The following is a 25,344-nucleotide window of genomic DNA, read 5'->3' as shown; positions in this document are numbered from 1 at the left end:
TGTTTTGTCAAAACCTGCGACTTTAAGTTACAAGTATAAAAATCCCCGGCAAAACAGATCGCCGGGGATTTTTTGCACATTAATTATACTTACGTTTTCTGGCAGCTTCAGATTTCTTTTTACGACGAACACTTGGTTTCTCGTAATGCTCTCTTTTACGAATCTCCTGCTGAATGCCAGCTTTTGCACAGCTACGCTTAAATCTGCGTAAAGCGCTGTCCAACGTTTCGTTTTCTTTAACGATTACATTTGACATAGTCTCACACCTAACCTCCCTCCAGTTGTAGATTGTGCATAATACAACTGTATGGGTATTTTTTGCACTGTTTTTATTATACCAGAAAAATCTCGTACGTCAACAAGTTTTTTCATTTTTTTGCAAAATTTTTCCCTGCCGCCTGCCTGGCTCCTTTTTCTGCCCTGCAGGCGGCAGGATTTTGTGCTGTTTTTCCTGCTTATTGTTATGCGATCTGGCCTTCCAGTACCTCAGCAGCTTTTGCAACTGCTTCGTCGATCTTCTCCGGATTCTTTCCGCCGGCCTGTGCCATGTTCGGACGTCCACCGCCGCCGCCGCCGACAACGGCTGCCACTTCTTTGATCAGTTTTCCGGCATGTGCACCTTTCTTCATCGCATCATCGGTTACCATGGCAAGAAGGCTTACTTTACCGTCCTTTGCAGATGCCAGAACAACAACGCCGCTTCCCAGTTTTTCTTTCAGCTGGTCGCCAAGGTCACGCAGTCCGTTCATATCGACATCCGGTACGGATGCAGCGAGAAGTTTTACACCTTTGACTTCGGTTACTTTATCCATAACATCGCCGAGCGCTTCTTTTGCCAGTTTGCTCTTTAAGGACTCATTCTCTGCCTGGAGTGCTTTTGCCTCTGCCTGCAGATGAGCGATCTTCTCGAGGAGATCCGCCGGTGTTGTCTTTAAGAGAGCTGCTGCCTCATGTATTTTCTCTTCCTGTGCTTTATAATATGCAGTAACAGACGGTCCGGTCAGAGCTTCGATTCTGCGGACACCTGCTGCAACGCCTGCCTCAGAAACAAGTTTGAACAGTCCGATTTCAGCGGTATTCTTTACATGGGTACCACCGCAGAGCTCTTTGGAGAAGTCTCCCATGGAAACGACACGTACTTTGTCGCCGTATTTCTCACCGAACAGAGCCATCGCGCCGGATTTCTTTGCTTCCTCAGTATCCATGATGTCGGTTACAACCGGGATCTGCTCCTGAATCTTTTCATTTACCAGATTCTCAACTTTTTCCAGTTCTTCCGGTGTCATAGCCTGGAAGTGGGCAAAGTCGAAACGGAGTCTGGTCGGGGTTACGAGAGAACCTTTCTGCTCTACGTGTGCACCGAGAACAGTCTTTAATGCCTTCTGCAGAAGGTGTGTTGCGCTGTGGTTCTTCTCGATATTTTTTCTTGCCTCTTCGTTGACCTGAAGTGTAACTTCCTCGCCGTTTGAAATCATACCGGATTTCATGACACCGACGTGGCCGTATTTTCCGCCGCGGAGTTTGATGGTATCTTCTACTTCGAATACACCATTTGCTCCTTTGATGATACCGCAGTCGCCTTCCTGACCGCCCATGGTAGCGTAGAACGGAGTTTTCTCTACGAAAATAGTTCCCTTCTGGCCTTCCATCAGAGATTCTGCAATCTCAGTCTCTGTCGTCAGAACGGTTACTTTGGAGGTATCCTCCAGATGATCGTATCCGGTAAACTCAGTTGTTACGGACGGGTCGATCTCATCGTAAACGGTTGCATCAGCACCCATGTAGTTTGTTACTTCACGGCTCGATCTTGCACGCTCTCTCTGCTCTTCCATTGCTGCATGGAAACCGTCCTCGTCGATGCCGTAGCCCTTCTCCTCAAGGATCTCTTTGGTCAGATCCAGCGGGAATCCGTAGGTATCGTACAGTTTGAATGCATCCTGTCCGTCCAGAACTTTTTTGCCTTCGCTCTGCATTTTTTCTTCGAGCTCGGAGAGGATATGAAGTCCCTGGTCGATGGTTTTGTTGAACTGGGTCTCCTCGTTGTTCAGAACGTTGAAGATGAAATCTTTTTTCTCTTCAAGTTCCGGATATCCGTCTTTGGAGCCTTCGATTACGCTTGCGGAAAGGCGGGCAAGGAACAGTCCGTCAATGCCAAGCAGACGGCCATGACGTGCTGCACGGCGGATCAGACGGCGCAGTACGTAGCCTCTTCCTTCGTTGGTCGGCATGATTCCATCGGAAATCATGAATGTTGCGGAACGGATATGGTCTGTGATAAGGCGGATGGAAACATCGGTCTCATGATCTTTATCATACTCTTTTCCGGAGATTTCGCATACTTTGTTGCGGAGTGCCTGAATGGTGTCGACATCGAAAATGGAATCTACATCCTGTACGACAACGGCCAGACGCTCAAGTCCCATACCGGTATCAATATTCTTCTGGATCAGGTCGGTGTAGTGGCCCTCGCCGTCGTTGTTGAACTGGCTGAATACGTTGTTCCATACTTCCATGTAACGGTCACACTCGCAGCCAACGGTACATCCCGGTTTGCCGCAGCCGTATTTTTCTCCGCGGTCATAATAAATCTCAGAACACGGACCGCACGGACCTGCGCCATGCTCCCAGAAGTTGTCCTCTTTTCCAAAACGGAAAATACGGTCTGCCGGGATGCCGATCTCTTTGTTCCAGATATCAAATGCTTCATCATCGTCCTGATAGATGGATGGGTACAGACGATTCGGATCGAGCCCTACTACCTGTGTTAAAAACTCCCAGGACCATGCGATTGCTTCGTGTTTGAAATAATCACCGAAGGAAAAGTTTCCGAGCATCTCAAAGAAGGTGCCGTGACGGGCTGTTTTTCCTACATTTTCAATATCGCCGGTACGGATACATTTCTGGCATGTTGTTACTCTTCTTCTCGGCGGAATCTCTGCGCCTGTGAAGTAAGGTTTCAGCGGAGCCATACCGGAGTTGATCAGTAAAAGACTTTTATCGTTGTGTGGAATCAACGAAAAACTCTTCATAGCAAGATGTCCTTTGCTCTCGAAGAACTCAAGAAACATCTTTCGTAATTCGTTTACGCCATATTTTTCCATGACTGTTTGTCCTCCAAATAATTCAGTGTGTCCCGGAATTTCTTCCGGGAATCCATTCTTTTATAATAGCACACTTAATTATTTAACGCAAATTTTTTTGAAATTCTTCTTTCCTTTTTTCAGAACGATACCGTCCTCGCCGAAGGCTGCTTTTTCTACGGCATATTTCGGATCTGTGATTTTCTCACCGTCTACGGATACACCGCCCTGCTCTACGGCACGGCGTCCTTCGTTTCTGGTCTTTGCAAGCTCTGCCTTGACAAGAAGGGTTACGATATCGATTTTATCGTCCGTGAAATCCTCTGCAGAAATTTCACTGGTCGGCATATGCTCGGAGCTTCCGGTAGAGAATACGGCACGTGCGCCTTCCTGCGCTTTCTTTGCTTCTTCCTCGCCGTGTACCATGGAGGTCAGCTCATAGGCCAGGATCTCTTTTGCCTCGTTCAGCTTGCTTCCTTCCCAGGAATCCATCTCGTCGATCTGCTCCAGCGGCAGGAAGGTCAGCATACGGATACATTTTAAGACATCGGCATCGTCCACGTTTCTCCAGTACTGGTAGAAATCGAACGGGCTGGTCTTGTTCGGGTCAAGCCATACAGCGTTTCCTGCGGTTTTACCCATCTTCTTGCCCTGAGAGTCGGTCAGAAGGGTGATGGTCATTGCATAGGCATCTTTTCCAAGTTTACGGCGGATCAGTTCGGTTCCTCCCAGCATGTTGGACCACTGGTCATCGCCGCCGAACTGCATATTGCAGCCGTATTTCTGGAACATGTGATAGAAGTCGTAGCTCTGCATAATCATGTAGTTGAACTCCAGGAAGGAAAGACCTTTTTCCATACGCTGTTTGTAGCACTCTGCACGGAGCATGTTGTTGACGCTGAAGCATGCACCTACCTCACGGAGCAGTTCTACATAGTTCAGGTTCAGCAGCCAGTCTGCGTTGTTGAGCATCATAGCTTTTCCCTCGCCGAACTCGATGAAACGCTCCATCTGACGTTTGAAGCACTCTGCGTTGTGGTCGATCTCCTCGCGGGTCAGCATTTTTCTCATATCGGTTCTTCCAGACGGGTCACCGATCATGGTGGTGCCGCCGCCGATCAGGGCGATCGGTTTGTTTCCTGCCATCTGCATCCGTTTCATCAGGGTCAGTGCCATGAAGTGACCTGCGGTCAGACTGTCTGCGGTGCAGTCGAATCCGATATAGAACGTTGCTTTTCCATTGTTTACCAGGTCTCTGATTTCATCTTCGTCGGTTACCTGTGCCAGAAGGCCTCTGGCGATCAGTTCGTCATAAATCTGCATTTTGTTTTTCTCCTTTTTTCGGTTGACTTTCGGGTATGTGTTACCGTCTGGGACCAAAGTTTTTTATACAAAAAGACTCCCGTCCTTTCCGATTCAAAGGACGAGAGCCCGTATCTCCCGTGTTACCACCTTACTTCACAGCTGTCTCACGGCAGCTGCCTTTGTCGGTATCCAAAACCTCTGAATACCCTGACGCTGTAACGTTCGTCTCTTACGTCGCAGCCTACTAAAAACGTGCATCATAGTTCTTCTGCCGCCCGTTTTATTCGGTGCGCAACTCCGGGATGTATTCGAATCGTACAGAACCTGCATGCGCCTCTCATCTGCCGGCTGCTTTCTGTCCGCGTTTTTGTACGTCTACTTGTTCCCTTCCAAGCCTTTTTCCATGTTCCATAGTATAAACGGTGATTCGAAATCTGTCAAGACTTCTGCTTTCCGTTTTTTCATCTATTTTTAATATCCGCGGTCCTGATCCATCATATACAGGAGTGCGTTGCAGATGCACGCCGCGATATTGCTGCCGCCTTTTCGTCCGCGTGCCACGATATACGGGATATTGGTCTGCATAATCAGTTCTTTGGACTGTACCACATTGACAAAGCCGACCGGAACTCCGATGATCAGCGCCGGTTTTATTTTTCCTTCCCCGATCAGTTCATAGAGGCGGACCAGTGCCGTCGGCGCATTTCCAACCGCAATAATCAGCTTTTTATCCAGCTCCGCTGCTTTTTCCATGCAGGCTGCCGCGCGGGTGCTTCCGGTTTCTTTTGCTCTTGCCGCAACATCTTCGTCTGACATAAAGCAGAGCGCTTCACCGCCGTGGCGCGCAAGCACCTTTTTGTTGATGCCGGATCTTGCCATCTGCGTATCCGTCACAATGCAGGCTCCCTCCCGGATCGCCTCGATGCCTTTTGCCACCGCATGCTCCGAAAAGCAGAGATTATCCGCATAATCAAAATCCGCACTTGTGTGGATACACCGCTTTACAACCAGTTCCTGATCCTCTGGAAACGTTCTTCCGTTTAATTCTTCCGTGATAATTTCAAAGCTTCTCTTTTCAATCTCGTGCGGGCTTACCTGCTCCAGTTCTATCTTCATCTTTATGCCCCTTCTTCCAGAATTTGATAAATCTTCTTCATGTCGAGATGCTCGCGCAGCGCATCTGCGAGAATATCGTACTGTGTCTCTTTGAATGTCTGGTAATCGACACCGTGAATCTGCTCCATGGCAATTCCCTTATTCTTTGCAAGTGCTTCCACGATCCGTTCGGCAACTTCTTCTTTGTCGAAAATGCCGTGCACATACGTACCGTACACATTTCCTTTCTGTGCACCGTCCAGCTTATCCGAATCAGCACGGTTCTGATCATCGATGAACGTGAATGCTTCTGTTTCTTCTTTCCGCACCGTTTCTCCCATATGGATTTCATAGCCCTCAATCCGGGTTCCCTCGATCCCGGCAAGAACGCCTTCTGTTTTTCCAAAAGCGCCCTCCGCGCGGGTTCTCGTCTTCTCACCGGCAAATACGGTATCCATCGGCAGGAGTCCCATTCCTTTGATCGTTCCGCCGGCTTCGACATGCAGCGGATCGCTCAGCGTATCTCCGAGCATCTGGAAGCCGCCGCAGACACCGAAAATTACTTTTCCGGCCGCAGCCGCCTTCAGTACGGCCGCTTCCAGACCATTCTGACGCATCCAGAGCAGATCCTCCATCGTGTTTTTCGTTCCCGGAAGCAGAATCATATCCGGATTTTTCAGTTCGGAGACAGAGCTTACGTAGCGGAGTGATACGCCTTCGATCCGCTCGAACGGGTTGAAATCGGTGAAGTTTGAAATACGCGGGAGACGGATGACCGCAAGGTCAATGAGACCGATCTCCTCTTTTCTGGTGAATCGCTCGGTCAGACTGTCCTCGTCTTCCACTTCGATGTGGAGATACGGCGCCACGCCGACCACCGGGATGTGTGTTTTTTCTTCCAGCATCACAACGCCCGGGTCCAGGATGGTTTTGTCCCCGCGGAATTTGTTGATAATCAGACCCTTGATGCGGTCGCGCTCATCCGGCTCTAAAAGCTCTACGGTACCGTAAAGCTGAGCAAAAACGCCGCCGCGGTCAATATCTCCGACGAGGAGCACCGGTGCATCCACAAGCTTTGCCATTCCCATATTGACGATATCATCGGCTTTCAGGTTGATCTCCGCCGGACTTCCGGCTCCCTCGATCACAATGATATCATACTGTTCTTCCAGTGCATGGTACGCTTTCATGATGTCCGGGATCAGCTCTTTTTTGTGGGAAAAATATTCCCGCGCACTCATGTTTCCCAGTACCTCACCGTTTACAATCACCTGCGAACCGGTGTCATTCGTCGGCTTTAACAGAATCGGGTTCATCAAAACGGACGGTTCGATCCCGGCCGCTTCCGCCTGCATGACCTGTGCACGTCCCATCTCAAGGCCTTCTCTCGTAATAAACGAATTCAGCGCCATATTCTGTGATTTGAACGGCGCCACACGGTATCCGTCCTGATGGAAAATCCGGCATAAGCCCGCCGCAAGCAGACTCTTTCCCGCATTTGACATCGTTCCCTGTATCATAATTACTTTCGCCATCGTTTTTCCTCCTAAAACCACTGCAGAATCTGTGAAACGGCTTCTGTCAGAATCTGGTTTTCTTCATGTGTGCGTACGGCTGCACGGTAATATCCGTCGGCAAGGCCCGAGTAGTTGGAACAGTCGCGGATCAGAATGCCGCCTTTTTCCAGCCGTGCGGCAAGTCCTTTCGGTCCCTCAAAGAACAAATAATTTGCACAGGAATCCCATACGGTAAGACCTGCTTTTTCCAGTTCTGCTTTCATCCAGGCGCGTTCTTTTCCGATCAGTTCCCGTGCTTCTTTGACGTAAGCATCCTCGTTCAGGGCGGCAAGGCCTGCCATCTGCGCCGGAATCGAAACATTCCACGACTGCATGCTGCGGCTGATCCGATCCAGCAGATCCTCGTCGCTGCAGAGCAGATAGCCAAGACGCAGGCCCGGCATTGCGTAAATCTTTGTGAACGCACGCAGAATCAGCAGATTCGGATATTCGTCCAGTTTTCCCTGCATCGTCACTTTTTCCGGCTCCGGCAGAAATTCTATGAAACACTCATCCAGCACCAGATAGATGTTACGCTCCCGGCAGTTATCCAGGATCTTTAAAAGAAGTTCCTGCGGAATCGTAAGGCCGGTTGGATTATTTGGATTACATAAAAAAACAAGATCCAGATCGTCGGTCAGATCATCGCAGAAATCGTCCTGTAAAAGAAAGCCTTTTTCCTTTTGCAGCAAATACATACGGATAAAACACCCTGCCGCTGAAAGTGCTGCTTCATACTCTGCAAATCCCGGCGCTGCAATCAGCGCTTTTTTCGGGCGGAGAGCCTGTGTCAGGGCAAAAATAAGCTCCGCGGCGCCGTTTGCAAACAGAATATTTTCTTCTGGAAGCTGCTCCTTTTCCGACAGTGCCCGGGTCAGGTCCCGGCACAGTGCGTCAGGATACTGTTCCACCGATTCCGCGCTCTTTCTCACCGCCTCTTTCACACTTTCCGGAGCTCCAAGAGGATTGACATTCACAGAAAAATCGACTCTGCATTTTTTCGTGTAAATGTCTCCTCCATGTGGATTTTGTCTCATACCATATGCCTTCCTTTCTCTTTTCCGTTGTGTTTCTATCTTCTCTTTTTACAGAAATAAAAAGATCGCGCGGATTCCCGCAAAGAACACCAGTCCGAGGAACGAGGTCAGATACATCAGATGATTTGCTCTTTTGATATCTTCCGCCTCGACCGGGCGGATGTCATCGCCGATCGTTGGTTTCTTTACGACTTTGCCGAAATACACGGCATCTCCGGCAAGCTGTACTTCCAGCGCCCCTGCCATAACTGCTTCTGTCTGCGCAGAATTTGGGCTGGCGTGGCAGTAACGGTCGCGTTTGTAAATTTTTTCTGCATTTTTCCAGTTCATGCGCTCGCATGCAGACGCAAGAATCATCAGCCATGCGCTGATTCTCGCCGGTATGTAATTGACGACATCATCCAGCTTTGCCGCACACCGTCCAAAATACAGATATTTGTCATTTTTGTATCCCACCATGGAATCCATGGTATTGATGGACTTATACAGAAAGCCTAATGCCGGTCCGCCGATGGCAAGAAAGAGGAGCGGTGCAATGACACCGTCCGACGTATTCTCCGCGATCGTTTCCACGGCAGCTTTCGTCACTCCTGTTTCCGAAAGATTTTCCGTATCACGTCCTACGATCATGGAAACCGCATAGCGCGCCCCCGGAAGATCGTTTTCTTTTAATTTCTGATAGACCTTCATGCTCTCATCCTTCAGGCATTTCGTTGCCGGAATCTGCCAGCACCAGAGAACCTCCAGAAGGAAGCCGATGACCGGATGAATTTTAAATGCCGCAAAGAGCAGCAGTGCCGGAACACCGTATCCCGCCAGACAGACGAGGATCACGAGAAAAACTCCTCCGGCAAGCTCTCCCTTTGGTGTTTTCGGAAATACCTTCCGCAGCCATTTTTCCAGCAGGGCAATGAGATTTCCGATCACACGGATCGGATGGTACAAAAAGGAGGGATCTCCAAGCAGCAGGTCCAATCCATAGCCCACAATCAGGGCTGCTAATGCTGTTTTCATCTTGTTTTCTCCTGTTCTTTCCGGTAAGAGACACACTGCTCCAGAAATTCCAGTGCGAGGTGCGGACTTGCCATATAGTAAAGATGCGGGAATCCCGCCATCATCCGTTTTGTCGCATGAATGCATTCCCAGTTCCGCTTCCGCAGCGGTTTTGCCGCATGCCATGCACTTCCGCAGTCTGTGCTGTCAAAGTAATGGAACTCATGGCCGCGCACCGGATTTCCGCCGTTCCGAAAGGTATCCTTCGTGTTTGGCGTGAGGGTGATATAGCCGAATCTTCCCAGCTTTTTTGTCCGGTAAACATTTCCCGGAACAGCCTGTACCATAGGATACACATTTCCATCCATATCCTCCATGGATTCTGACAGGTACATATAACCGCCGCATTCTGCAAGAACCGGCATTCCCTGACGGATGTTATCGCGGATCTTCGTTCTCATGGTCTGGTTTTCCGAAAGCTCTTCTGCGTGCAGCTCCGGGTAGCCGCCGCAGAACAGAAATCCATCTGTATTCTTTGGCGGCTCCGCATCGGAAAGCGGCGAAAAATATTCGATTTTGGCTCCAAGTGACGCGAGAAGCTCCAGATTATCCCGATAAAAGAAACAGAATGCTTCATCCTTTGCAACGGCAAGAATCGGCTTCGCAGCACGCACCTTTGCGGCTGCTTCGCTTTCTGTCACCTTACGCAGGACTTCCGGCATTTTTCCCGAGAGCTCTTCTGCCCCTTCTGCAATCGCAAGAATTTTTTCAAAATCCAGTGTCTTCTGCAGTGTTTCTGCAAGCAGATTGACCTGCTCCTGCAGATTTTCCACCTCATCCGGCATCACAAGGCCGAGGTGGCGGCTTTCTAAGTGGCATTCCTTCAGTTCCGGCACAAAGCCGGCACAGGAAATGCCAAGTTCTTTTTCCGCCATCGGCGCGATCTCCCGGTACAGCATCTCTGACATCCGGTTAAAGATTACACCGGCGATCCGGCTGTCCTCTTTGTACTGCAGGTATCCCTTGATAAAGGCAAGCGCTGAAACGCTCATGCCTTTGGCATCGACAACCAGAAGAACCGGCGTTTTTGTCATACCGGCGAGATCGTAGGCGCTGCCTTTGGTAGAAATTCCGCCAAGACCGTCGTAATACCCCATAACGCCTTCCAATACGGAAATGTCATGACCCGCTGCATGTTTGCAGAACAGATACTGTGTTGTTTCTTCCTCTGTGAAAAACGGATCCAGATTACACGACGGGGCGCCGATTACCTGTTCGTGAAACATCGGATCGATATAATCCGGGCCGCATTTAAACGCTGCGGGCTGCTTTCCCATCTGCTGCAGTGCACGGAGCAGTCCGCAGGTGATCATCGTTTTCCCGCTTCCACTCCTTCCTGCTGCCAGCATGATTCTTGGTGCTTTCATTCTTTGGCACCTCCCTGGGCTGTAAAGATATAAACCGGATTCTGGGCAATCATCAGATGGCTTCTTCCGGCCTTTTTCGCATTGGAAGCCTGCAGGCAGACGATTTCCGGCTCTTCAAACGCAAGTTTTTTGAAACACGATGCTGCCTCCGCTAATGTTTCCACGGTTACTGTATTTAATACCACGCGGATGTTCGGATTCTTCCGCAGGAGCAGTTCCAGAATCTCTTTTAAGTTTCCGGCAGACCCGCCGATAAATGCATGCGTCGGAACCGGGAGTGCTTCGAGTGCTTCCGGTGCAGTTCCCTCAATAATTTCCAGATGATCCACTGCAAATTTCTTTTTATTTTCCTGCAGAAGTGCAACGGCTGCCGGATTTTTTTCTATCGCATATACCTTTCCCTGTGCTGCACGAAGCGCCATCTCAATCGAAACAGAACCTGTGCCCGATCCAATATCATAGACAACAGAATTCGAAGAAAGCTGCAGATGAGAAAGAGATGCATTGCGCACTTCCCGCTTGGTCATCGGTACTTTGTCACGCAGAAATACTTCATCTGCCATGCCGGCTGTAAACTCCGGTTCCGGATTCGGGTTTTCAAACAGAAGAACCGCAAGCGGAGCAAACTCCATTTTAGCAAGTTCGAATGGGGTTCCTGTCACAATCTGTTCTTCCGGATACGACAGATCCGTTCCCACATGCAGCACAATCTGCTCCCAGCCGTACGAACTTAACGTCTGGCAGATTTCCCTGACACTGCCCTTTCCGCCGGCGATCGCCAGAGTTTTCCGGTTCCGGCGGACCGTCTCCAGAAAGTTGCAGTGCTGCCCGTGCAGGCTCACAAATGCTGCATCCTCCCAGGACACTCCGATTTTGGCACAGAAATAAACCAGCGAAGAAATTCCCGGCTCTACACGGACAGAAAAATCCGCATCTTCCGCAAGGACGGCCTGAAGTTTCTTTGCTCCGCTGTAAAAGCCGACATCACCCGACTGCAGAAGAACAATCTTTTCATATTCCGGGTGCGCCTTCAGATACTCGTAAATCTTTTCCGGGCTGTATTCTGCAAGCATTGGCTTCTGATATTTTTCTACTGCTTTTGTCATGCGTCCCGCACCGATCAGCACATCCGCCTGCTCACACGCGTCTACGAGCGCCAGCGTCATCTGTGCTTCTGCACCAGGTCCGATTCCGGCGATCACGACGTCCCGTTTCACGGACAGATCAAATTTTTCAACGAGATACCGCTTGACCTCGTCCTCCGAGAGTCCTTCTTCCTCTTTCGGACGGCCGATCAGAACGACACGGACACCGGCCTTTTTGGCTGCCTCAATTTTTTCTTCAAAGCCGCCGTTTCTTCCGGATTCCTTCGTTACCATCCATTCGGCATGGAACGACTGCAGCATTGCAACGTTCATGTCCATAGAAAACGGTCCCTGCATGCCTATGGTATGTGCGGCATCAAATCCAAGTTCCGCGCAGGATGCAATTACGCCTGGCAACGGCAGCACCCGGGCATACACACGGTTTTTATAATCCGGAAGCTCTGCAAATTTTGCGAGTTCCTTGCTTCCTGTTGTCACCAGAATCTTTCCCTCTGTACCCGCCAGATACGATACCGCTTCTTCTGTCGTATCGACCATGACGCAGGATGGATCTGCCGCAAGCGACGGCCGCAGCAGCCGAAGATACGTTTTTCCTGCTTTTTCACATGCAGACCGGATATTTTCCGACACAAGATCGGCATACGGATGGGTTGCATCGATAACCATTTCCGGCTGTTCTTCGCCAAAAAGCTGTTCCATCTCTTCTTCTGTCAGTCTTCCGCTTCGAACCGTCAGGGCACCGCCCTCCTCGATCCGGCACTTGCCGTATTCTGTCGCCGTACAGGCAAGGGATGCAATCTCATATTTCTTCAGAAAACTGCAGATTTCCCGGCCTTCCGTCGTTCCGGCAAAGACGATTACTTTATTCATAGCGATATCCCCTCGGCGTTACCATGTGATCCCGGATTTCCTTTGTCTGACTGTTTCCGATAAATACCGTCGTAAACATATCCACTTTTGTATTGCGAAGTTCTGCAAGCGTCATGGTCCGGCTCGTCTCCCCGTCTCTTCCGATTTGGCTTACGATTCCGCAGACGGTTTCCGGCGCTTTGTAACGAAGCATCAGATCACACGCTTTTTCCAGATAATCCGCTCTCTTATGGCTTCCCGGGTTATAAAGACAGATGACAAAATCCGCTTCCGATGCCAGCAGAAGACGTTTTTCAATTTTCTCCCACGGTGTCAGAAGATCGCTCAGGCTGATCAGGGCGAAATCGTGGATCAACGGTGCACCAAGAACGGCAGCGCCTCCCGTTGCGGCGGTCACGCCTGGAATTACCTTAATTTCAATATCAGGCCATTCTTCCGAAAGCTCATACATCAGACCTGCCATACCGTAAACGCCGGCATCTCCGCTGCAGATCATAGCAACCTGTTTTCCCTCTGCCGCAGTTTCAAATGCTAGACGGCAGCGCTCCACCTCTTTCCGCATCGGCGTCGTCAGAAATTCTTTTCCTTCAAAATGTTCTTTTACCAGATCCACATAGACGGTATAGCCGATGATCACATCGCAGTTCCGCAGCGCATCCGCCGCCTCGATCGTCATTTTTTCATATGCTCCGGGGCCGATGCCCACGACAAAAATTGTACTCAAAATACTGCCCTCCAGTCCGCCGCAGCCAGTGCAACTGTTACACCGTCCGCTGCCTTTTTTTTCTTTATCAGTCTGCCGCCGGCGAGAACTGCGCTGCGCTCACAGACATTGTCAATTCCTGTAATCTTCCTCACAAACGGAGACGGCGTAAATTCCCCCTCCGCCGTTTCCAGTTCTTCTGCAGAAAAGGTCCGGTACTGCCAGCCATACTTTTCCACCAGCTGCAGAATTCCCGGCTCCTGCGCTTTCAGATCAATACTTGCCGCCTGTCGAACTGCTTTTGGAGAAATCCCGGCCGCCGCAAGTGCCGCAAGAACCTTTTCTTCAATCCGGCCGGCCGGTGTATTCTTCTTACAGCCGATGCCGACGGTGATCACCTTCGGGATCAGGTGAAGTGTTCTCTCATATGGCGAATCCTCTTCCGATGTGGTAATGCAGATTCCCATCGACGGTTTTGCCGCCTCTTCCGGGATCAGTTCCTCCGGTTTTGTTCCCTCCACCGGAAAACGGCTGCAGAATCCAACCGTTTTTCCGTCCACCAGAAGCGCCGCTGCCTCTTTTGCCAGCTCCATCTCACAAATTTCACAATGATTTTTTACAGCAAAGACATCGACCGCAAACTTGTGATTGACATCCGTTGCCGTTGTAATGACCGGAACCGCACCCGTTACAGCTGCAACTTCTTCCGTCAGCTCGTTTGCTCCGCCGATATGGCCGGAAAGTAATGAAATCACAAACTTTCCCTGTTCATCCATACACAGAACCGCCGGATCTGTCTTTTTACTTTTCACGTACGGTGCAATACTGCGCACCGCAATCCCGCACGCCCCGATAAACAAAATCGCATCCATTTTCTGAAACATGCGCTCTGTCCATGCAGGAAGCGACGGTGCAATCGCAGGAATTCCCGCTTCTTTCCCGTACTTTTCCAGTGCATATCCTTCACAGCTGTGTTTTTTCAGTGCCGCACAGAGTTTTTGATTCCAGGCGCATCCGTTTCTTGTAAAACTTGCTATGGCTATTTTCATCTTATTTTTCTGCCTCTCGGAATTCGGTGGTAAACGCCGGATTGTACAGATCACTTCTGCGGTAATTTCCCTGGGAAACGGCATTTCCGATGATCATCAGCGCTGTCTTGGTGATCTGGTTCTTTTTCGCCGTCTCGGCAAGTGTTCCAACGGTGCAGACGAACGTCTTCTCCTCCGGCCAGGTTGCTTTGTAAACGATCGCTGCCGGAGTATCTGCCGTATAGCCGCCTGCAATCAGCTCACGGGAAAGTTCCTCTAAGAGTCCCGTGCTTAAGAATACAACCATCGTTGCCTGATGTGCCGCAAAAGACGCAATGCTCTCCCGCTCCGGAACCGGTGTTCTTCCGGCCATTCTGGTGATGACAACACTCTGGGAGATATCCGGCAGCGTATATTCCATTTCAAGGGCAGCAGCCGCTCCGCAGAAAGAGCTGACACCCGGACAGTCATCGTGAGCGATTCCAAGGGCATCGAGCGCATCAATCTGTTCGCGGATTGCACCGTACAGGCACGGATCTCCCGTGTGGAGTCTTGCCACAGTCTGGCCTTTGCTTTCGGCCTCTTTCATAACATCAATCACCTGCTCCAGCGTCATGGTTGCACTGTTATATACCACACAGCCCTCTTTTTTCAGATCCAGCAGTGCCGGATTGACAAGAGAACCTGCATAAATGATAATGTCCGCCTCACCAAGCAGCTTCTGTCCTCTTACCGTAATCAGATCCGGGGCTCCAGGGCCCGCTCCAATAAAATGTACCATCTATTTTTTCCTCTTTTCTTTTACAATAATCAGTGAATAGTAACTTGCCTGGTCCGGGATTTCTTCCGCGCTGAAATACTTCTGTTCCGTATCCATGCCGCAGTTTTCTACCATCACCGCCCGGCAGTTCTTTTCCTTCAGGAACTGTTTCACAGCCGGCATCTTTTTACCCGCTTTCATCAGAACCTTTGTTCCTGAAAGTTCCAGTGCATCTTCAATCTGATAAGACGCCGGAATCACATGCAGTTCTTCGGAATTTTCCACCAGTCCCTCGGAAAGAGATGCTGCTGCCGCGCAGAACGATGTAACACCGCTTACAATTCTCGCATCGTAACCGTCTTCCAGTACCCGTCTGTGTACATAAAGGTAGGTAGAATACACGGTTGGATCTCCGAGTGTCAGAAATACTACGTTTTTTCCTGCATCCAGCAGCTCCTCTATTTTTTCTGCACCGCGCCGGTGATTTTCCTTCAGTTCTTTGGCATTCTTTGTCATCGGCATTGGAATAGCAACAAGCTCTTTTTCTGCCAGTTCCGGCACTGCCTGAACAGCAATCTGGTAGGCAATGCTCTCTTCCGGTTTCTCTCCTGGTACTGCAATCGTATCATTTTCCCGGATCAGACGGACGGCCTTTAACGTCATAAGCTCCGGGTCTCCCGGTCCGATTCCTGTTCCAAATAAAATTCCTGTCATTTTGTTTTTACTCTTTTCTGTTTTCTTTTTCTTCCTGCTCCCGCAGGCGCTCCAGAAGTTCTCCCGCTCCCGGGGTTTCCCCGAGCAGGCCCTCATTGCTTGAAAAAACAATCGCCTCCGTCTGCACTCTGCCCTCAATATGGTAATTCATGTAAAAAGCAATTTTTTCTGTCACTTTTTCCATGGTCTCTTTCAGGCATCCTGCTTCCTTTAAAATCTGCACCGCTTCTTCCGTCGTTCCAGTCTCCAGCAGTTTTTTTGCCAGTGCAAGATCCGCCCCTGCACGCACCGCCTGCGCCGTAAGAAGCTCCGCACGGCAGTCTGCCTCGTGGGAATGGGTATTCATAATTCCGCCGGACACCTTGACAAATTTTCCAAGATGGGCCACAAAAAGGATGGCGTCAAAGCCGAGCTCAGCTGCAAATTCCAGTGTTTTTCCGACGTAATTACTGCACTTAACGGAATGGTCTGCACGGACCCACGGATACGTTTTTAAGAAGTCCTGTCCGTAATTTCCCGGTGTCACCAGAAGGACGCGGTCACCCTGTGCTTTCCGCATTTCCATCTCGACGCGGATCGTGGAAATCAGCGCCTCCTCGCTCATCGGCACTACAATCCCGCTCGTTCCAAGGATTGAAATGCCGCCGGTGATGCCAAGTCTCGGATTGAATGTATGCTTTGCCAGTTCTTCCCCTTCCGGTACGGAGATGATAACCTGCAATGCGCGGAAATCATCGAGTTTTTTCTGAATCTCCTCCACATTCTCGCGGATCATCTGGCGCGGTACATGGTTGATCGCCGCGTTTCCGACCGGCTGATCCAGCCCCGGCTTTGTCACACGCCCGACGCCGAATCCTCCATCGATTACAATTCCCTCTTCTGTTCCAAACGTCACTTCCGCGTAAATCAATGCTTTATCTGTCACATCCGGATCATCCCCGCCGTCTTTTCGGACGGCACAGCTTACTTTTTCGGCACTTCTCCGGATATCCAGCAATTCCAGATTCAGAACAATGCCCTTTGGCGTATGGATTTTCACTTCCTGTATTTCTTTCCCGGAAAGCAGCATAAACGCCGCTCCCCGCGCTGCCGCTGCAGCGCAGGAACCCGTCGTATATCCCATGCGGAGTTTCTTGCTGCCGCGCATAATATATGCATCTTCCAAGCCTGTCCTGCTCATGTTTTTCTCCTTAACAGATCCGGCGGTTTTTCTGCCGGATCACGCGATCTATTTTATCATAACACACAATGAAAAAATGCTGAACCATTTTCGCATATTTTTTCAAAAAAGATCAATTTTTCCCGGCTGTTTTTCTATCTCAGAAACTTATTCTTTTCCCAGCTTCCTGTTGTTTCAAACTCCGCAGCTCTTCTTTCTGCCTGTTTCACAATTTTTTCATCAATTCCCATATTTCCAAGCAGCGCAATCGCATTCTTTCCTCTTGCCGGCCCCTGTTCCAGGCGATACGGGAAGGAAATACTCTGCGCGGTAATCTGCTCTTCAAAATGATAATTGGTGTAGAGATCTTCCAGCAGATACGTCAGTTCAGTATCATGTGTTGCTGCAAGACAGAGCACATTTGCACGGCGCAGGGCAGCAAGCACACTCTCTGACGCTGCAATCCGCTCCGTCGTGTTTGTTCCCCGCAGCACCTCATCAATGACGCACAGAAGCGGTGTTTTTTCACGGCTTGCCTCCAGAATCCGTTTTAAAGATTTTACTTCCACAACAAAGTAACTCTCTCCCTGTGCCAGATTATCGCGGAGTGCCATGGATGTCATGATCCGGCACACAACACCGCGGTACCGCTTCGAAAGACTCGTGTTCAGTGCCTGTGCCAGAATCGCATTCACTGCCATGTTTTTCATAAATGTGGATTTTCCCGACGCATTCGAGCCGGTCAGCAGAATTCCGCCCTCCGCATACAGACTGTTTGCCACCGGATGTGTCAGAAGCGGATGATAAAGCTCCTCCACATCGATCCGACAGCCCGCCTTTTTCTCATCCAGGAATTCCGGCCGGCAGTAATACGAAAGGCTCTCCCGGTACGATGCTGCAGACAGTGCAAAGTCCAGGAGTCCAAGATCCTCTGCCATCTGCAGAATCGCTTTTTCATACGATTTCACTCCGGAAACAACCGAAGAATACTCGATCAGATCCAGCAGAAAGAACGTGCGAAAGTATGCAAAAATCATGTTTGCTGCACCGCCCTGCGATTCTTTCGTATTCACAAGTGTTCTGCATTTTCTTGTAATCGGACGGAGTTGTTTTTCCTGTTCTTCCAGACGCTTCTGATACATTTCCAGTCCGGAAATTTTTTCTTTTCCAAGTTCCCTGGCTGTCCGCTGCAGCCGCAGGATACAGCCAAACGCTTTTAATGCACTCTCCAGCTTTTTGCTCTCCCTTCCATGCATCAGTCCGTTGCCGACCATAGAAGCAAACAGAACAGACACACCCAGCGGAGGCAGTACAAACAGCAGTCCAATTCCAAGCACAGCAATACCGGCCATCAGAAGATATTTCCCCTTCTCTCCCGGCTCCGCCTCCATCAGTACGGCTATTTCTTCTGTCGGCGGATTCATCTTTTCTTTTCCCATCAAAAGAAGTGCTTTCTGCACTGCTTCTCTGGCTTTTTGGTTCTCTGCAAAAAGCTTCATCAGCCGTTCCCGCTCTTCCCTGATTTCTGTTGTTGTGACCGGCATCCGAAGCGCCGTGTACAGATATTCTTCCCCGCACACCGACACTGTGTGGTCGACTGTGTCAAAAACCGCATCGAGATCCAGGTCATTCCAGGTAATCGCGTCCACGCAGAAGTTTTCCCCTGCTTTTCGTCTCAGACACGCTTCCAGTTTTTCTTTCTTTTCCCGTGCCGTCCGTTTCTCCTGCTTTTTTCCCCATTTCTTCCGCAGTTGTACCAGCTTCTTTTCCTGTTCATTTCTGTTATTCTGTACCATCCAAACTCCCAGCAGTATCAGAACCACAAAAATTCCTGCTGCCGTATACAGTTCTTTCATGTCTTATCGCCATCCTTTTTCCTGCTCTGTATCATAAGTCTTTTGATTCTGTCTTATTCTAGCACAGAACCCTCTTCCCTTCCAGATTTTGTTGCAAAAATCATCTCCACCGCCGCATGTACAGCCAGTCTCTGTGAACTGCTGCCGTCACCAATGCAGGTGGAAAGGGTAAGTATCTTTTGAACTTCCTTTTCCTCACCGCTGCCAAAGATCATGCTGTTTTCTTTTCTTTCCTGTACCCATGCATTCCAGTCCGCATCGCTCCATGCTCCCAGCCGGTAAACATCACTTTTGGCATCCGTCTCCTCCACACTCCAAATACGGCACTGCCATGCTTCACCCGGCAAATACAGGTACAGATACGGAAATTCCTGTTTCCACGACGCTTCACGATACTTTTTCAATCCTCCGAACATCGTTCCATCCCGCATATTATGCCCATATAAAATCGTGTGACGTTCAGAAAAATCCTCCGGTGTATCACACGGTGCAAAAATACTGCCGTAAATCCGCTCCCTGCAAAACGCATCGTGTGTCAGATAATATGCGTTATCCTGCCCGTGCGCAACCGGAACATCTAAGGCGCAGCCCGGAATCCAGAGCCACGCGCAGATTTCTCTATTTTTTGATCGAAGTCCTGCAAAATCAATTGTCCGAAACAGATTTTTGTCTGTACTGCCCGGTTCCTGCTCCTGCACTTCTTCGCTTTTTTCGTTTTCCTCTTTGTTCTCTTCTTTTTCTTCTCTGACATACATCTCCACCGCTTCTTCCTGTTCTTTTCGAATCTGCCGGCTTACCTGAATCTGCGGCAGATACCAGAAAAAAAGCGCCGCCAATGTCAGAACTGCAATCCCTCTTCTTTTTCTGCCGATTTTTTCTCTCTCCATTTTGTTTTCATTCCACCACCCGAACCGATGGTGGAATGTTTTTTCCATTTTGTTATTCAACCGGAATCCGGTTTTTTACAATACTGTTGTGTCCATAATCATCCCAGCGGTATTTCTGATTTTCAAATACAACCTCACTTTCTTTGGGATGTCCGCAAAGATTTACCGATACCGAAAAGACGCGCGCAGGATCTTTTCCATATGCCGGCTCTTCTAGTTTTTTCACGGTAACATTCTTCGTACCTGTCACCTGCATAAGCGAATACCGCAGCACCTTTTTCTCCTGTACCCGGTAATCGTTTCCTGCCGGAATTCCCCGGATCTGTACCGACTGTTCCGTGTAGCCGTCCTGATCTGTCGTTTTCTCCACCTGTGTTTTTGTAAACGTAAGATAGCATTGGTATGTATGTTCTTTTCCATACAGATCCTTTCCCTTCACGGAAAACAGAAACGTTGGATTTCCATGCGCCCATGTAATCTCATCCGCCTTAATCTTCTTTGTAATCGTCAAGGTTTCACATGCAAGATCCTTCATCGTCACGGTCTGCACTTCCTGTTTTGCCTCCAGCACAAACGAAACCGGTTCTGCCGCAAGGTATCCATCCGGCGCGGCCTCCTCCACAATGACATAAGAACCCGGCTTTAATTTTTCCAGTTCATGCGGGCCGCTTCCTCCTGAAATCCAGCTGTCCACACGGTTTCCATCCATATCTTTTAATACCAGCTTTGCGCCGGAAATTCGTTTTCCGCTCTCTGCATCTATTTTTTCAATTGTCAGATGTGTTCCATCATTTTCGACCGTCACCGACAGTTCCGATTTACCGTCAATTTTTCCGTTTTCTACCACAAATTCCCGGCATGTGCTGTCCAGCAGATAGCCCTCCGGAGATGCTGTCTCCTGATAGTACCAGACACCGTCCAAAAGTCCCGTCAGCTCAATTTTTCCATTTGCATCCGTCTTTTTTGTCTCATCAAAACTTCCATCTTTCGTCCAGATATGAAAGGCTGCTCCCTGAAGCACTTTTCCGTCTCCCTGACTTACTTTCTGCAGAATAAAACGGTTCTTCCAGTTTGTAAACGTCAGTGTGATCTGTGCGTTTTGTTCCCCGATCGTTATTTTCTTTTCCGTCGGATCCAGCACATATCCATTTGGAGCCGCCGTTTCCCGCACAAGATACGTTCCGTACTCCAGCCCGTCTTTGAACGCCTCTCCATTTTCATCCGTTTTCAGCACAGCTGCTACCGCCTGATCCGGAAACAGCACTGTTCCGTTTACCGTTGTAATTGCTCCGCTCGCAATCACCTGATATGTTGCACCAGAAAGTGCTTTCCCTGAGTTTTCTTCCGTCTTTTTTATCTTCAGTGAGCCTGTTTTTCTTGTGTTTTCTGCCTCCAGATGGATCGTCTGCATGCCTTCCTTGTCAATGGAAAATTCCTGCTCCCAGCTTCCTGCATAACCAGCTGGATTCTTTGTCTCCACAACACGGAATTTTCCATTTTCACTGTCTGTATCCAGAATTCCCTCCAGCAGATAAGAACCCGTTTTTTTCACCCAGTTCATCTTTTTGAATTCACTCCAGGTGTTGTTTTTCCAGCGGTACACGGTAAATTCTGCACCCGAAATAGCTTCTTTTGTCTCTGCATCCATTTTTTTCACTACAAGATCTCCTACTTTCGACAGATGACAGGGAACGTTCGCTGTGTAACCAAATTCCGAAGTATTCCACGGCACAACAGTTATTCCCGTTTCCCGGGATGCTCCATGCCAGTTGTTGTACGTACTGGAAGTATCGTTTACAAAATTATCCGGCCATTTTTTCGGTGCTTTTACTCCGCCGCCAGGACCAGTTACCGCGTCGTTAGTGCCTCCATCATAGAAAATCATCGTCTGGGAATTTCCTTCAAAGGTAACTGTAACCCAGCCTTCCGAATTTTCCGGAGTTGTTCCACCGTCCGGCTCAGAGCCGCGTCTTGCCGACCAGATCGCTTCTGTTCTGGCATCGTAGACGATTCTGGCATCTGCCTCCTTCGTCAGATAGATATGTTCTGTCTCATCAGCCAGATAAAAGCCCTGCTTAAAGTCCAGATCTGAAAGTGTAAAATACCCTTTCACATTCAGCGGATTTCCTTTACTGTCGTAATAAGCAAACCGTACCTTGATCCAGAGCAGACCTTTAATATCAATGACCGGCTTATTGTGGTCAATCGCCACGACTACCGCATCCACGTCCTCATACCCTGATGGTACAACCGTGTTCTGCCAGTCTTCCAGCCAGATCCGCATCGTTACATTTTCCCCGTGGCACTCTCCAACATTCGTATATTCCGCATACATTTTTCCTTTTTTCGACTCCAGCGGCGTGAAGGAACGGAGATTACTCCATCCCTTCACATCGGCCGCCGGCCACCATGTGGAACAGCATTTCGAATGGCTCTCTCCGTTTTTGCAGAACAGATTGTCCCAGGTACTTCCATCTGTACTTCCAAAACGGATTTTTGTCTCACTTCCGATCAGCGGGGTAAAATCATATCGGCCGTCAATAACAGAGTCCGATGATACAACTTCTCCGATTCCGGCTTTCGAAAGAGAAGGAAGACTCGTAAGACTCGAAGCCAGAACATCTTCCCGAAAACAAAATCCCAACAACAGCAGAATTCCTGCGAGAAACCAGAAGCTTTTCTTTGCTCTTTTCATTCTTCCCTCCTTTCAGACCGGCCCGCGGCAAGAAACAGGAAGGCTCCTGTCACGGCAATTCCAATGGGGACCGCTGCTGACGGATCGCGCAGACCTGTTTTTGGCGCGCTGTGCCAGATAGAGGGGCCTTCTTCCTGCGGCAGATCTTCTCCTTCGACAGAAAAAATCCATTTTACCCCGCTTTTCCGAAGTGCCCATTCATTTCCAAGTTCTGACGGCACACGGATTGAAAAACAGATTTCTTTCCGTTCATCTGGACTGCATATTCCAAGACTTTTTGCTGCCCATAGTCCCTCACTCTCTAAATCACCTTCATAAATCACGCTGTTTCCCTCTCGTATTTCCAGTTTCACCTTGGAAAGCAGTTCTTTTTCTGTTTCACTGAGTTCTTCCGGAAGTTCCGTCCGCAGAAAAAATTCTGCACGGCTTGCTGTCGTGTTCACCAGTGTGAACGTATCTTCCCATTCATCTCCCGGCATCAGCACTGGAAAGTTCCGAAAGAAATTGTCGGGTGCCAAGATCAGATTCCGCGCTGCTCCTTCGTACGAAACGGTGAGGAAGCTCTGCTGCGAAACCTCCGAAACGGTATTATCCGCCTCGTGGACACACTGTTCAATTTCCAGTTCTTCTCCCCACGGAGCTTCTGCCGTAAAATCCGGCGTCACATTCGCTGCCTGTACGGCCTCCGCCTGGATTTCAACGGACAGCACCTGTCCCTCCGCCTCACTGGTCCACGCAGATGGAATGGTGATTGTACGGAAAAAATCGACAGATTCCTGCTTTCCCAGCACTTTGGGATAATAATAATACTCTCCTGCTTTCAGCCAGACGTCCTCGATTCCCCCAAGATCCTCTTCCCCCAGACGGTAATCCTGCGTTTCTTCCGCATCAAACACAGGCTTTACGCGGACATAGCATGGTTCGGCATAATTGGTGATCCGCGGAATTTTTGAAATCACCTGGGAAGGCAGTACAATGCCGTTTTCCGGTCCCTCATACTTCTTTTCTCCATCCCCGTCTTCCTCATATTCCCAGATTCCAATATTTACATCTCCGACAGCTATTTTGTTAATGGTCTCAACACTGCTCCGGTAATATGCATACGTTCCGCTGATTCCCATCAGAAGACTCGCCGCCGCACATCCGATCCTGACGCGTTTTCCTTTCATGTCTGACCACCTCTCTCATAAGCATCCCATGCCTCCCGATAGCCGTGAAATACCATATTCCCCTTCTGGATCTGCACCGATTCCTCATAGACCGAAACCTCAAGTTCTTTCTGTTCCATTTCTTTTGCAACGCGGATTCCGGTAAACAATTCCGTCGTGCTTTCGCCTTCTGAAACCGGTTTTTTGTAATAATAGTAGTCATCTTCTCCTTTTACCCAGTTTTCCGTATCAAGTCCCTCAATCGCTTCAATTGGTTCACTGAATATAAGTGCCGCACGAATATAGCAGGCAACGGAACCTTCATTTCTGATTTTTACTCTCTTTACCACACTTTTCCCTGGCGGTACGGGCGTCGGTGTCGGAAATTCTTCATCGATCGTACTTGTATTATGTCCGAACACCATACGATTCCAGACACTCTCGTGATCTGTAAAATACGCCGAAGTTCCCGGCAGCAGCCAAATGGCTGCCGCCATCGTACACCCGGCCGCACCCGCAAGGAAAAACAGCCGTTTCGTCTTTTTCTTCATCTTTTGTCCCCCAGAAAACTGCTTAAATTCCAGGTGCTTCTGTCTGTTCCGGCTCCGACTGCGGTGCCGTTACCTGCCCCTTCTGCCCATTATTCTGATTTACATACTTCTCCCAGGCCTTTGCTGCCCGCTCGGCAGCCGTACTTCCCTCACCGGTATTCAGCGCCTGGATTGCATAATAATTGATCGGAATATCGACCTCTTTTTCATCCAGCTGCCCTTCCACGATATTAGCTGCTGTCACGCTCGTAAATAAAGGATCCGTCGTTTTGCCAGCTGCAAGCACTTCATTGTAGAGATATGTATATACCATCGAATTGTTCTGTTTTTTCTTGTACATCAGCACCCATTTTTTCGAAAGCTGATTCATCGAAAACAGTTCCGTATCGCCGGCTGCTCCGCCGTTTAAACGGTTTCCGGATGTATCTGCAACGATCACTTTTGCGATTGGTATGGAAACATCCATATAGACGTAAGAATCATTTTTACCTTTATTTTTGATACGCGGGTCCTTCGGAATCACCTGGGTCGGCACAATATGATTGGTCTTTCCGTCCGGATCCGGTGCGTACGATGGTTCATTTCCTTCGATATCTACTTTTCCCACAACAAACTGGTTCGTCACAGAATCCTTATCCGTCAGATACGCCAGTGTTCCGCCCGCTGCCAGGGCTCCTGTCAGAAGCAGTGATGCTGCCCAGAATACGATTTTCCGCTGTTTTTTCATAGATCAATTCCTCCTGTTTTCCTAAATAATTTTGCTAATTCTTTTTATAACTTGTTTTCCTGCATGATTTTTCTACCGTGCCAAAGCTGCCGGATTGTAAAAAGCATCACCGCTCCCACGGCCAGAAAAAAGAGTGTTCCTCTCTGCCGGAGCCAGACGATACCAAAGCCAAGCCAGGGAAGAGCTACGATCACATTCCCGATCACCTGTTTTTCCAAAACGATGCCTGCATCTTCCTCCGCGTTGGCATCCCCCTTAGTACAGTATCCTTCCTCGCTCTTTTCCACGATCCGGTGTGTCACCACCATATTTCCTCTCCGGTAGGTAATCACATCCCCCGGATTCCATTCCTTCTTCCGTCCATCCACAACCACAACAGATCCCGTCGGGATCTCCGGTTCCATGGAACCGGACAGTACGACATAGGCGCAGAAATACTGCATCAGATACCATCCCGCCGCCAGAAAAAGGAAGGAAAGAAAGCCCTGCAGCCCCAGTTTTCCTTTTGCTTTCATTTGCTCCCTTCCGTCGATGCGGATATCCAGACTGTCATTTTTGCACGCAAAAAACAGAGGATAGCATTTACCCTCTGTCTCAGAATATCCCTGTTTCATTTTCTCTAAAGTTCTTGTAAAAGTGATTTAAAC

21 protein-coding genes are annotated in these 25,344 nt (G+C 49.3%); all 21 read right to left on the bottom strand.

The genetic code is table 11. The features are described 5' to 3' along the window. Positions 1 to 79 precede the first annotated feature (79 nt). Positions 80 to 256: a 30S ribosomal protein S21 gene (gene rpsU / locus DW915_RS01400; RefSeq protein ID WP_004222305.1), complete on the bottom strand. Its 177-nt coding sequence runs from the start codon at positions 254 to 256 to the stop codon at positions 80 to 82. A 205-nt stretch (positions 257 to 461) separates the two neighbouring features. Beyond that, complete coding sequence (gene alaS, locus DW915_RS01395; protein WP_117801012.1) at positions 462 to 3,101, bottom strand: alanine--tRNA ligase; 2,640 nt, start codon at positions 3,099 to 3,101, stop codon at positions 462 to 464. A gap of 78 nt (positions 3,102 to 3,179) precedes the next feature. Continuing rightward, the gene (gene tyrS / locus DW915_RS01390) at positions 3,180 to 4,403 is read right to left on the bottom strand and encodes a tyrosine--tRNA ligase (protein WP_055218066.1); all 1,224 of its coding nucleotides are present in this window, start codon (positions 4,401 to 4,403) and stop codon (positions 3,180 to 3,182) included. Positions 4,404 to 4,856: 453 nt separating this feature from the next. After that, positions 4,857 to 5,501: a precorrin-8X methylmutase gene (locus tag DW915_RS01385; protein ID WP_055218068.1), complete on the bottom strand. Its 645-nt coding sequence runs from the start codon at positions 5,499 to 5,501 to the stop codon at positions 4,857 to 4,859. Between the two features lie 2 nt (positions 5,502 to 5,503). Beyond that, positions 5,504 to 7,015 (bottom strand): cobyric acid synthase, encoded by a 1,512-nt coding sequence (locus DW915_RS01380; protein ID WP_117760332.1) that lies wholly within the window; start codon positions 7,013 to 7,015, stop codon positions 5,504 to 5,506. A gap of 11 nt (positions 7,016 to 7,026) precedes the next feature. Further along, positions 7,027 to 8,073, bottom strand: coding sequence for a threonine-phosphate decarboxylase CobD (gene cobD / locus DW915_RS01375; protein WP_117760333.1), 1,047 nt, complete (start codon positions 8,071 to 8,073; stop codon positions 7,027 to 7,029). Positions 8,074 to 8,121: 48 nt separating this feature from the next. Next, on the bottom strand, positions 8,122 to 9,087 hold the full coding sequence (gene cbiB / locus DW915_RS01370) for an adenosylcobinamide-phosphate synthase CbiB (protein WP_118666270.1): 966 nt from the start codon (positions 9,085 to 9,087) through the stop codon (positions 8,122 to 8,124). Beyond that, positions 9,084 to 10,493: a cobyrinate a,c-diamide synthase gene (locus tag DW915_RS01365; protein WP_118594743.1), complete on the bottom strand. Its 1,410-nt coding sequence runs from the start codon at positions 10,491 to 10,493 to the stop codon at positions 9,084 to 9,086. The genes cbiB and DW915_RS01365 overlap by 4 nt, the downstream gene beginning before the upstream one ends. Further along, a complete protein-coding gene (cobK, locus tag DW915_RS01360) occupies positions 10,490 to 12,469 on the bottom strand; it encodes a precorrin-6A reductase (RefSeq protein WP_117801002.1) in 1,980 nt (659 codons plus the stop codon). Before cobK ends, DW915_RS01365 begins: the two co-directional genes overlap by 4 nt. Continuing rightward, positions 12,462 to 13,193, bottom strand: a complete 732-nt coding sequence (gene cobJ / locus DW915_RS01355) for a precorrin-3B C(17)-methyltransferase (protein ID WP_118594742.1) — start codon at positions 13,191 to 13,193, stop codon at positions 12,462 to 12,464. Before cobJ ends, cobK begins: the two co-directional genes overlap by 8 nt. Continuing rightward, a complete protein-coding gene (locus DW915_RS01350) occupies positions 13,190 to 14,221 on the bottom strand; it encodes a cobalt-precorrin 5A hydrolase (protein WP_118594741.1) in 1,032 nt (343 codons plus the stop codon). Before DW915_RS01350 ends, cobJ begins: the two co-directional genes overlap by 4 nt. Position 14,222: 1 nt before the next feature. Further along, positions 14,223 to 14,981, bottom strand: a complete 759-nt coding sequence (gene cobM / locus DW915_RS01345; protein WP_022462305.1) for a precorrin-4 C(11)-methyltransferase — start codon at positions 14,979 to 14,981, stop codon at positions 14,223 to 14,225. Next, on the bottom strand, positions 14,982 to 15,674 hold the full coding sequence (gene cobI / locus DW915_RS01340; protein WP_117812894.1) for a precorrin-2 C(20)-methyltransferase: 693 nt from the start codon (positions 15,672 to 15,674) through the stop codon (positions 14,982 to 14,984). A 7-nt stretch (positions 15,675 to 15,681) separates the two neighbouring features. Continuing rightward, positions 15,682 to 16,854, bottom strand: a complete 1,173-nt coding sequence (cbiD, locus tag DW915_RS01335) for a cobalt-precorrin-5B (C(1))-methyltransferase CbiD (protein ID WP_055226415.1) — start codon at positions 16,852 to 16,854, stop codon at positions 15,682 to 15,684. Between the two features lie 134 nt (positions 16,855 to 16,988). After that, positions 16,989 to 18,689, bottom strand: a complete 1,701-nt coding sequence (locus DW915_RS01330; RefSeq protein ID WP_117812893.1) for a MutS-related protein — start codon at positions 18,687 to 18,689, stop codon at positions 16,989 to 16,991. A 53-nt stretch (positions 18,690 to 18,742) separates the two neighbouring features. Continuing rightward, positions 18,743 to 19,576, bottom strand: a complete 834-nt coding sequence (locus tag DW915_RS01325) for a class B sortase (protein WP_158565010.1) — start codon at positions 19,574 to 19,576, stop codon at positions 18,743 to 18,745. A 52-nt stretch (positions 19,577 to 19,628) separates the two neighbouring features. Beyond that, positions 19,629 to 22,271, bottom strand: a complete 2,643-nt coding sequence (locus DW915_RS01320; RefSeq protein WP_118594739.1) for a SpaA isopeptide-forming pilin-related protein — start codon at positions 22,269 to 22,271, stop codon at positions 19,629 to 19,631. Further along, on the bottom strand, positions 22,268 to 23,440 hold the full coding sequence (locus tag DW915_RS01315) for a hypothetical protein (RefSeq protein ID WP_022462299.1): 1,173 nt from the start codon (positions 23,438 to 23,440) through the stop codon (positions 22,268 to 22,270). The genes DW915_RS01320 and DW915_RS01315 overlap by 4 nt, the downstream gene beginning before the upstream one ends. Beyond that, positions 23,437 to 23,970, bottom strand: coding sequence for a hypothetical protein (locus DW915_RS01310; RefSeq protein WP_022462298.1), 534 nt, complete (start codon positions 23,968 to 23,970; stop codon positions 23,437 to 23,439). The genes DW915_RS01315 and DW915_RS01310 overlap by 4 nt, the downstream gene beginning before the upstream one ends. 22 nt (positions 23,971 to 23,992) lie before the next feature. Next, complete coding sequence (locus tag DW915_RS01305; RefSeq protein ID WP_022462297.1) at positions 23,993 to 24,697, bottom strand: SipW-dependent-type signal peptide-containing protein; 705 nt, start codon at positions 24,695 to 24,697, stop codon at positions 23,993 to 23,995. Positions 24,698 to 24,741: 44 nt separating this feature from the next. Further along, positions 24,742 to 25,311, bottom strand: coding sequence for a signal peptidase I (locus tag DW915_RS01300; RefSeq protein WP_022462296.1), 570 nt, complete (start codon positions 25,309 to 25,311; stop codon positions 24,742 to 24,744). Positions 25,312 to 25,344 lie beyond the last annotated feature (33 nt).

Source organism: Blautia sp. AM42-2 (assembly GCF_003480245.1).
Lineage (GTDB): Bacteria > Bacillota > Clostridia > Lachnospirales > Lachnospiraceae > Fusicatenibacter > Fusicatenibacter saccharivorans.
This window is presented reverse-complemented; position numbering and strand designations above follow the sequence as displayed.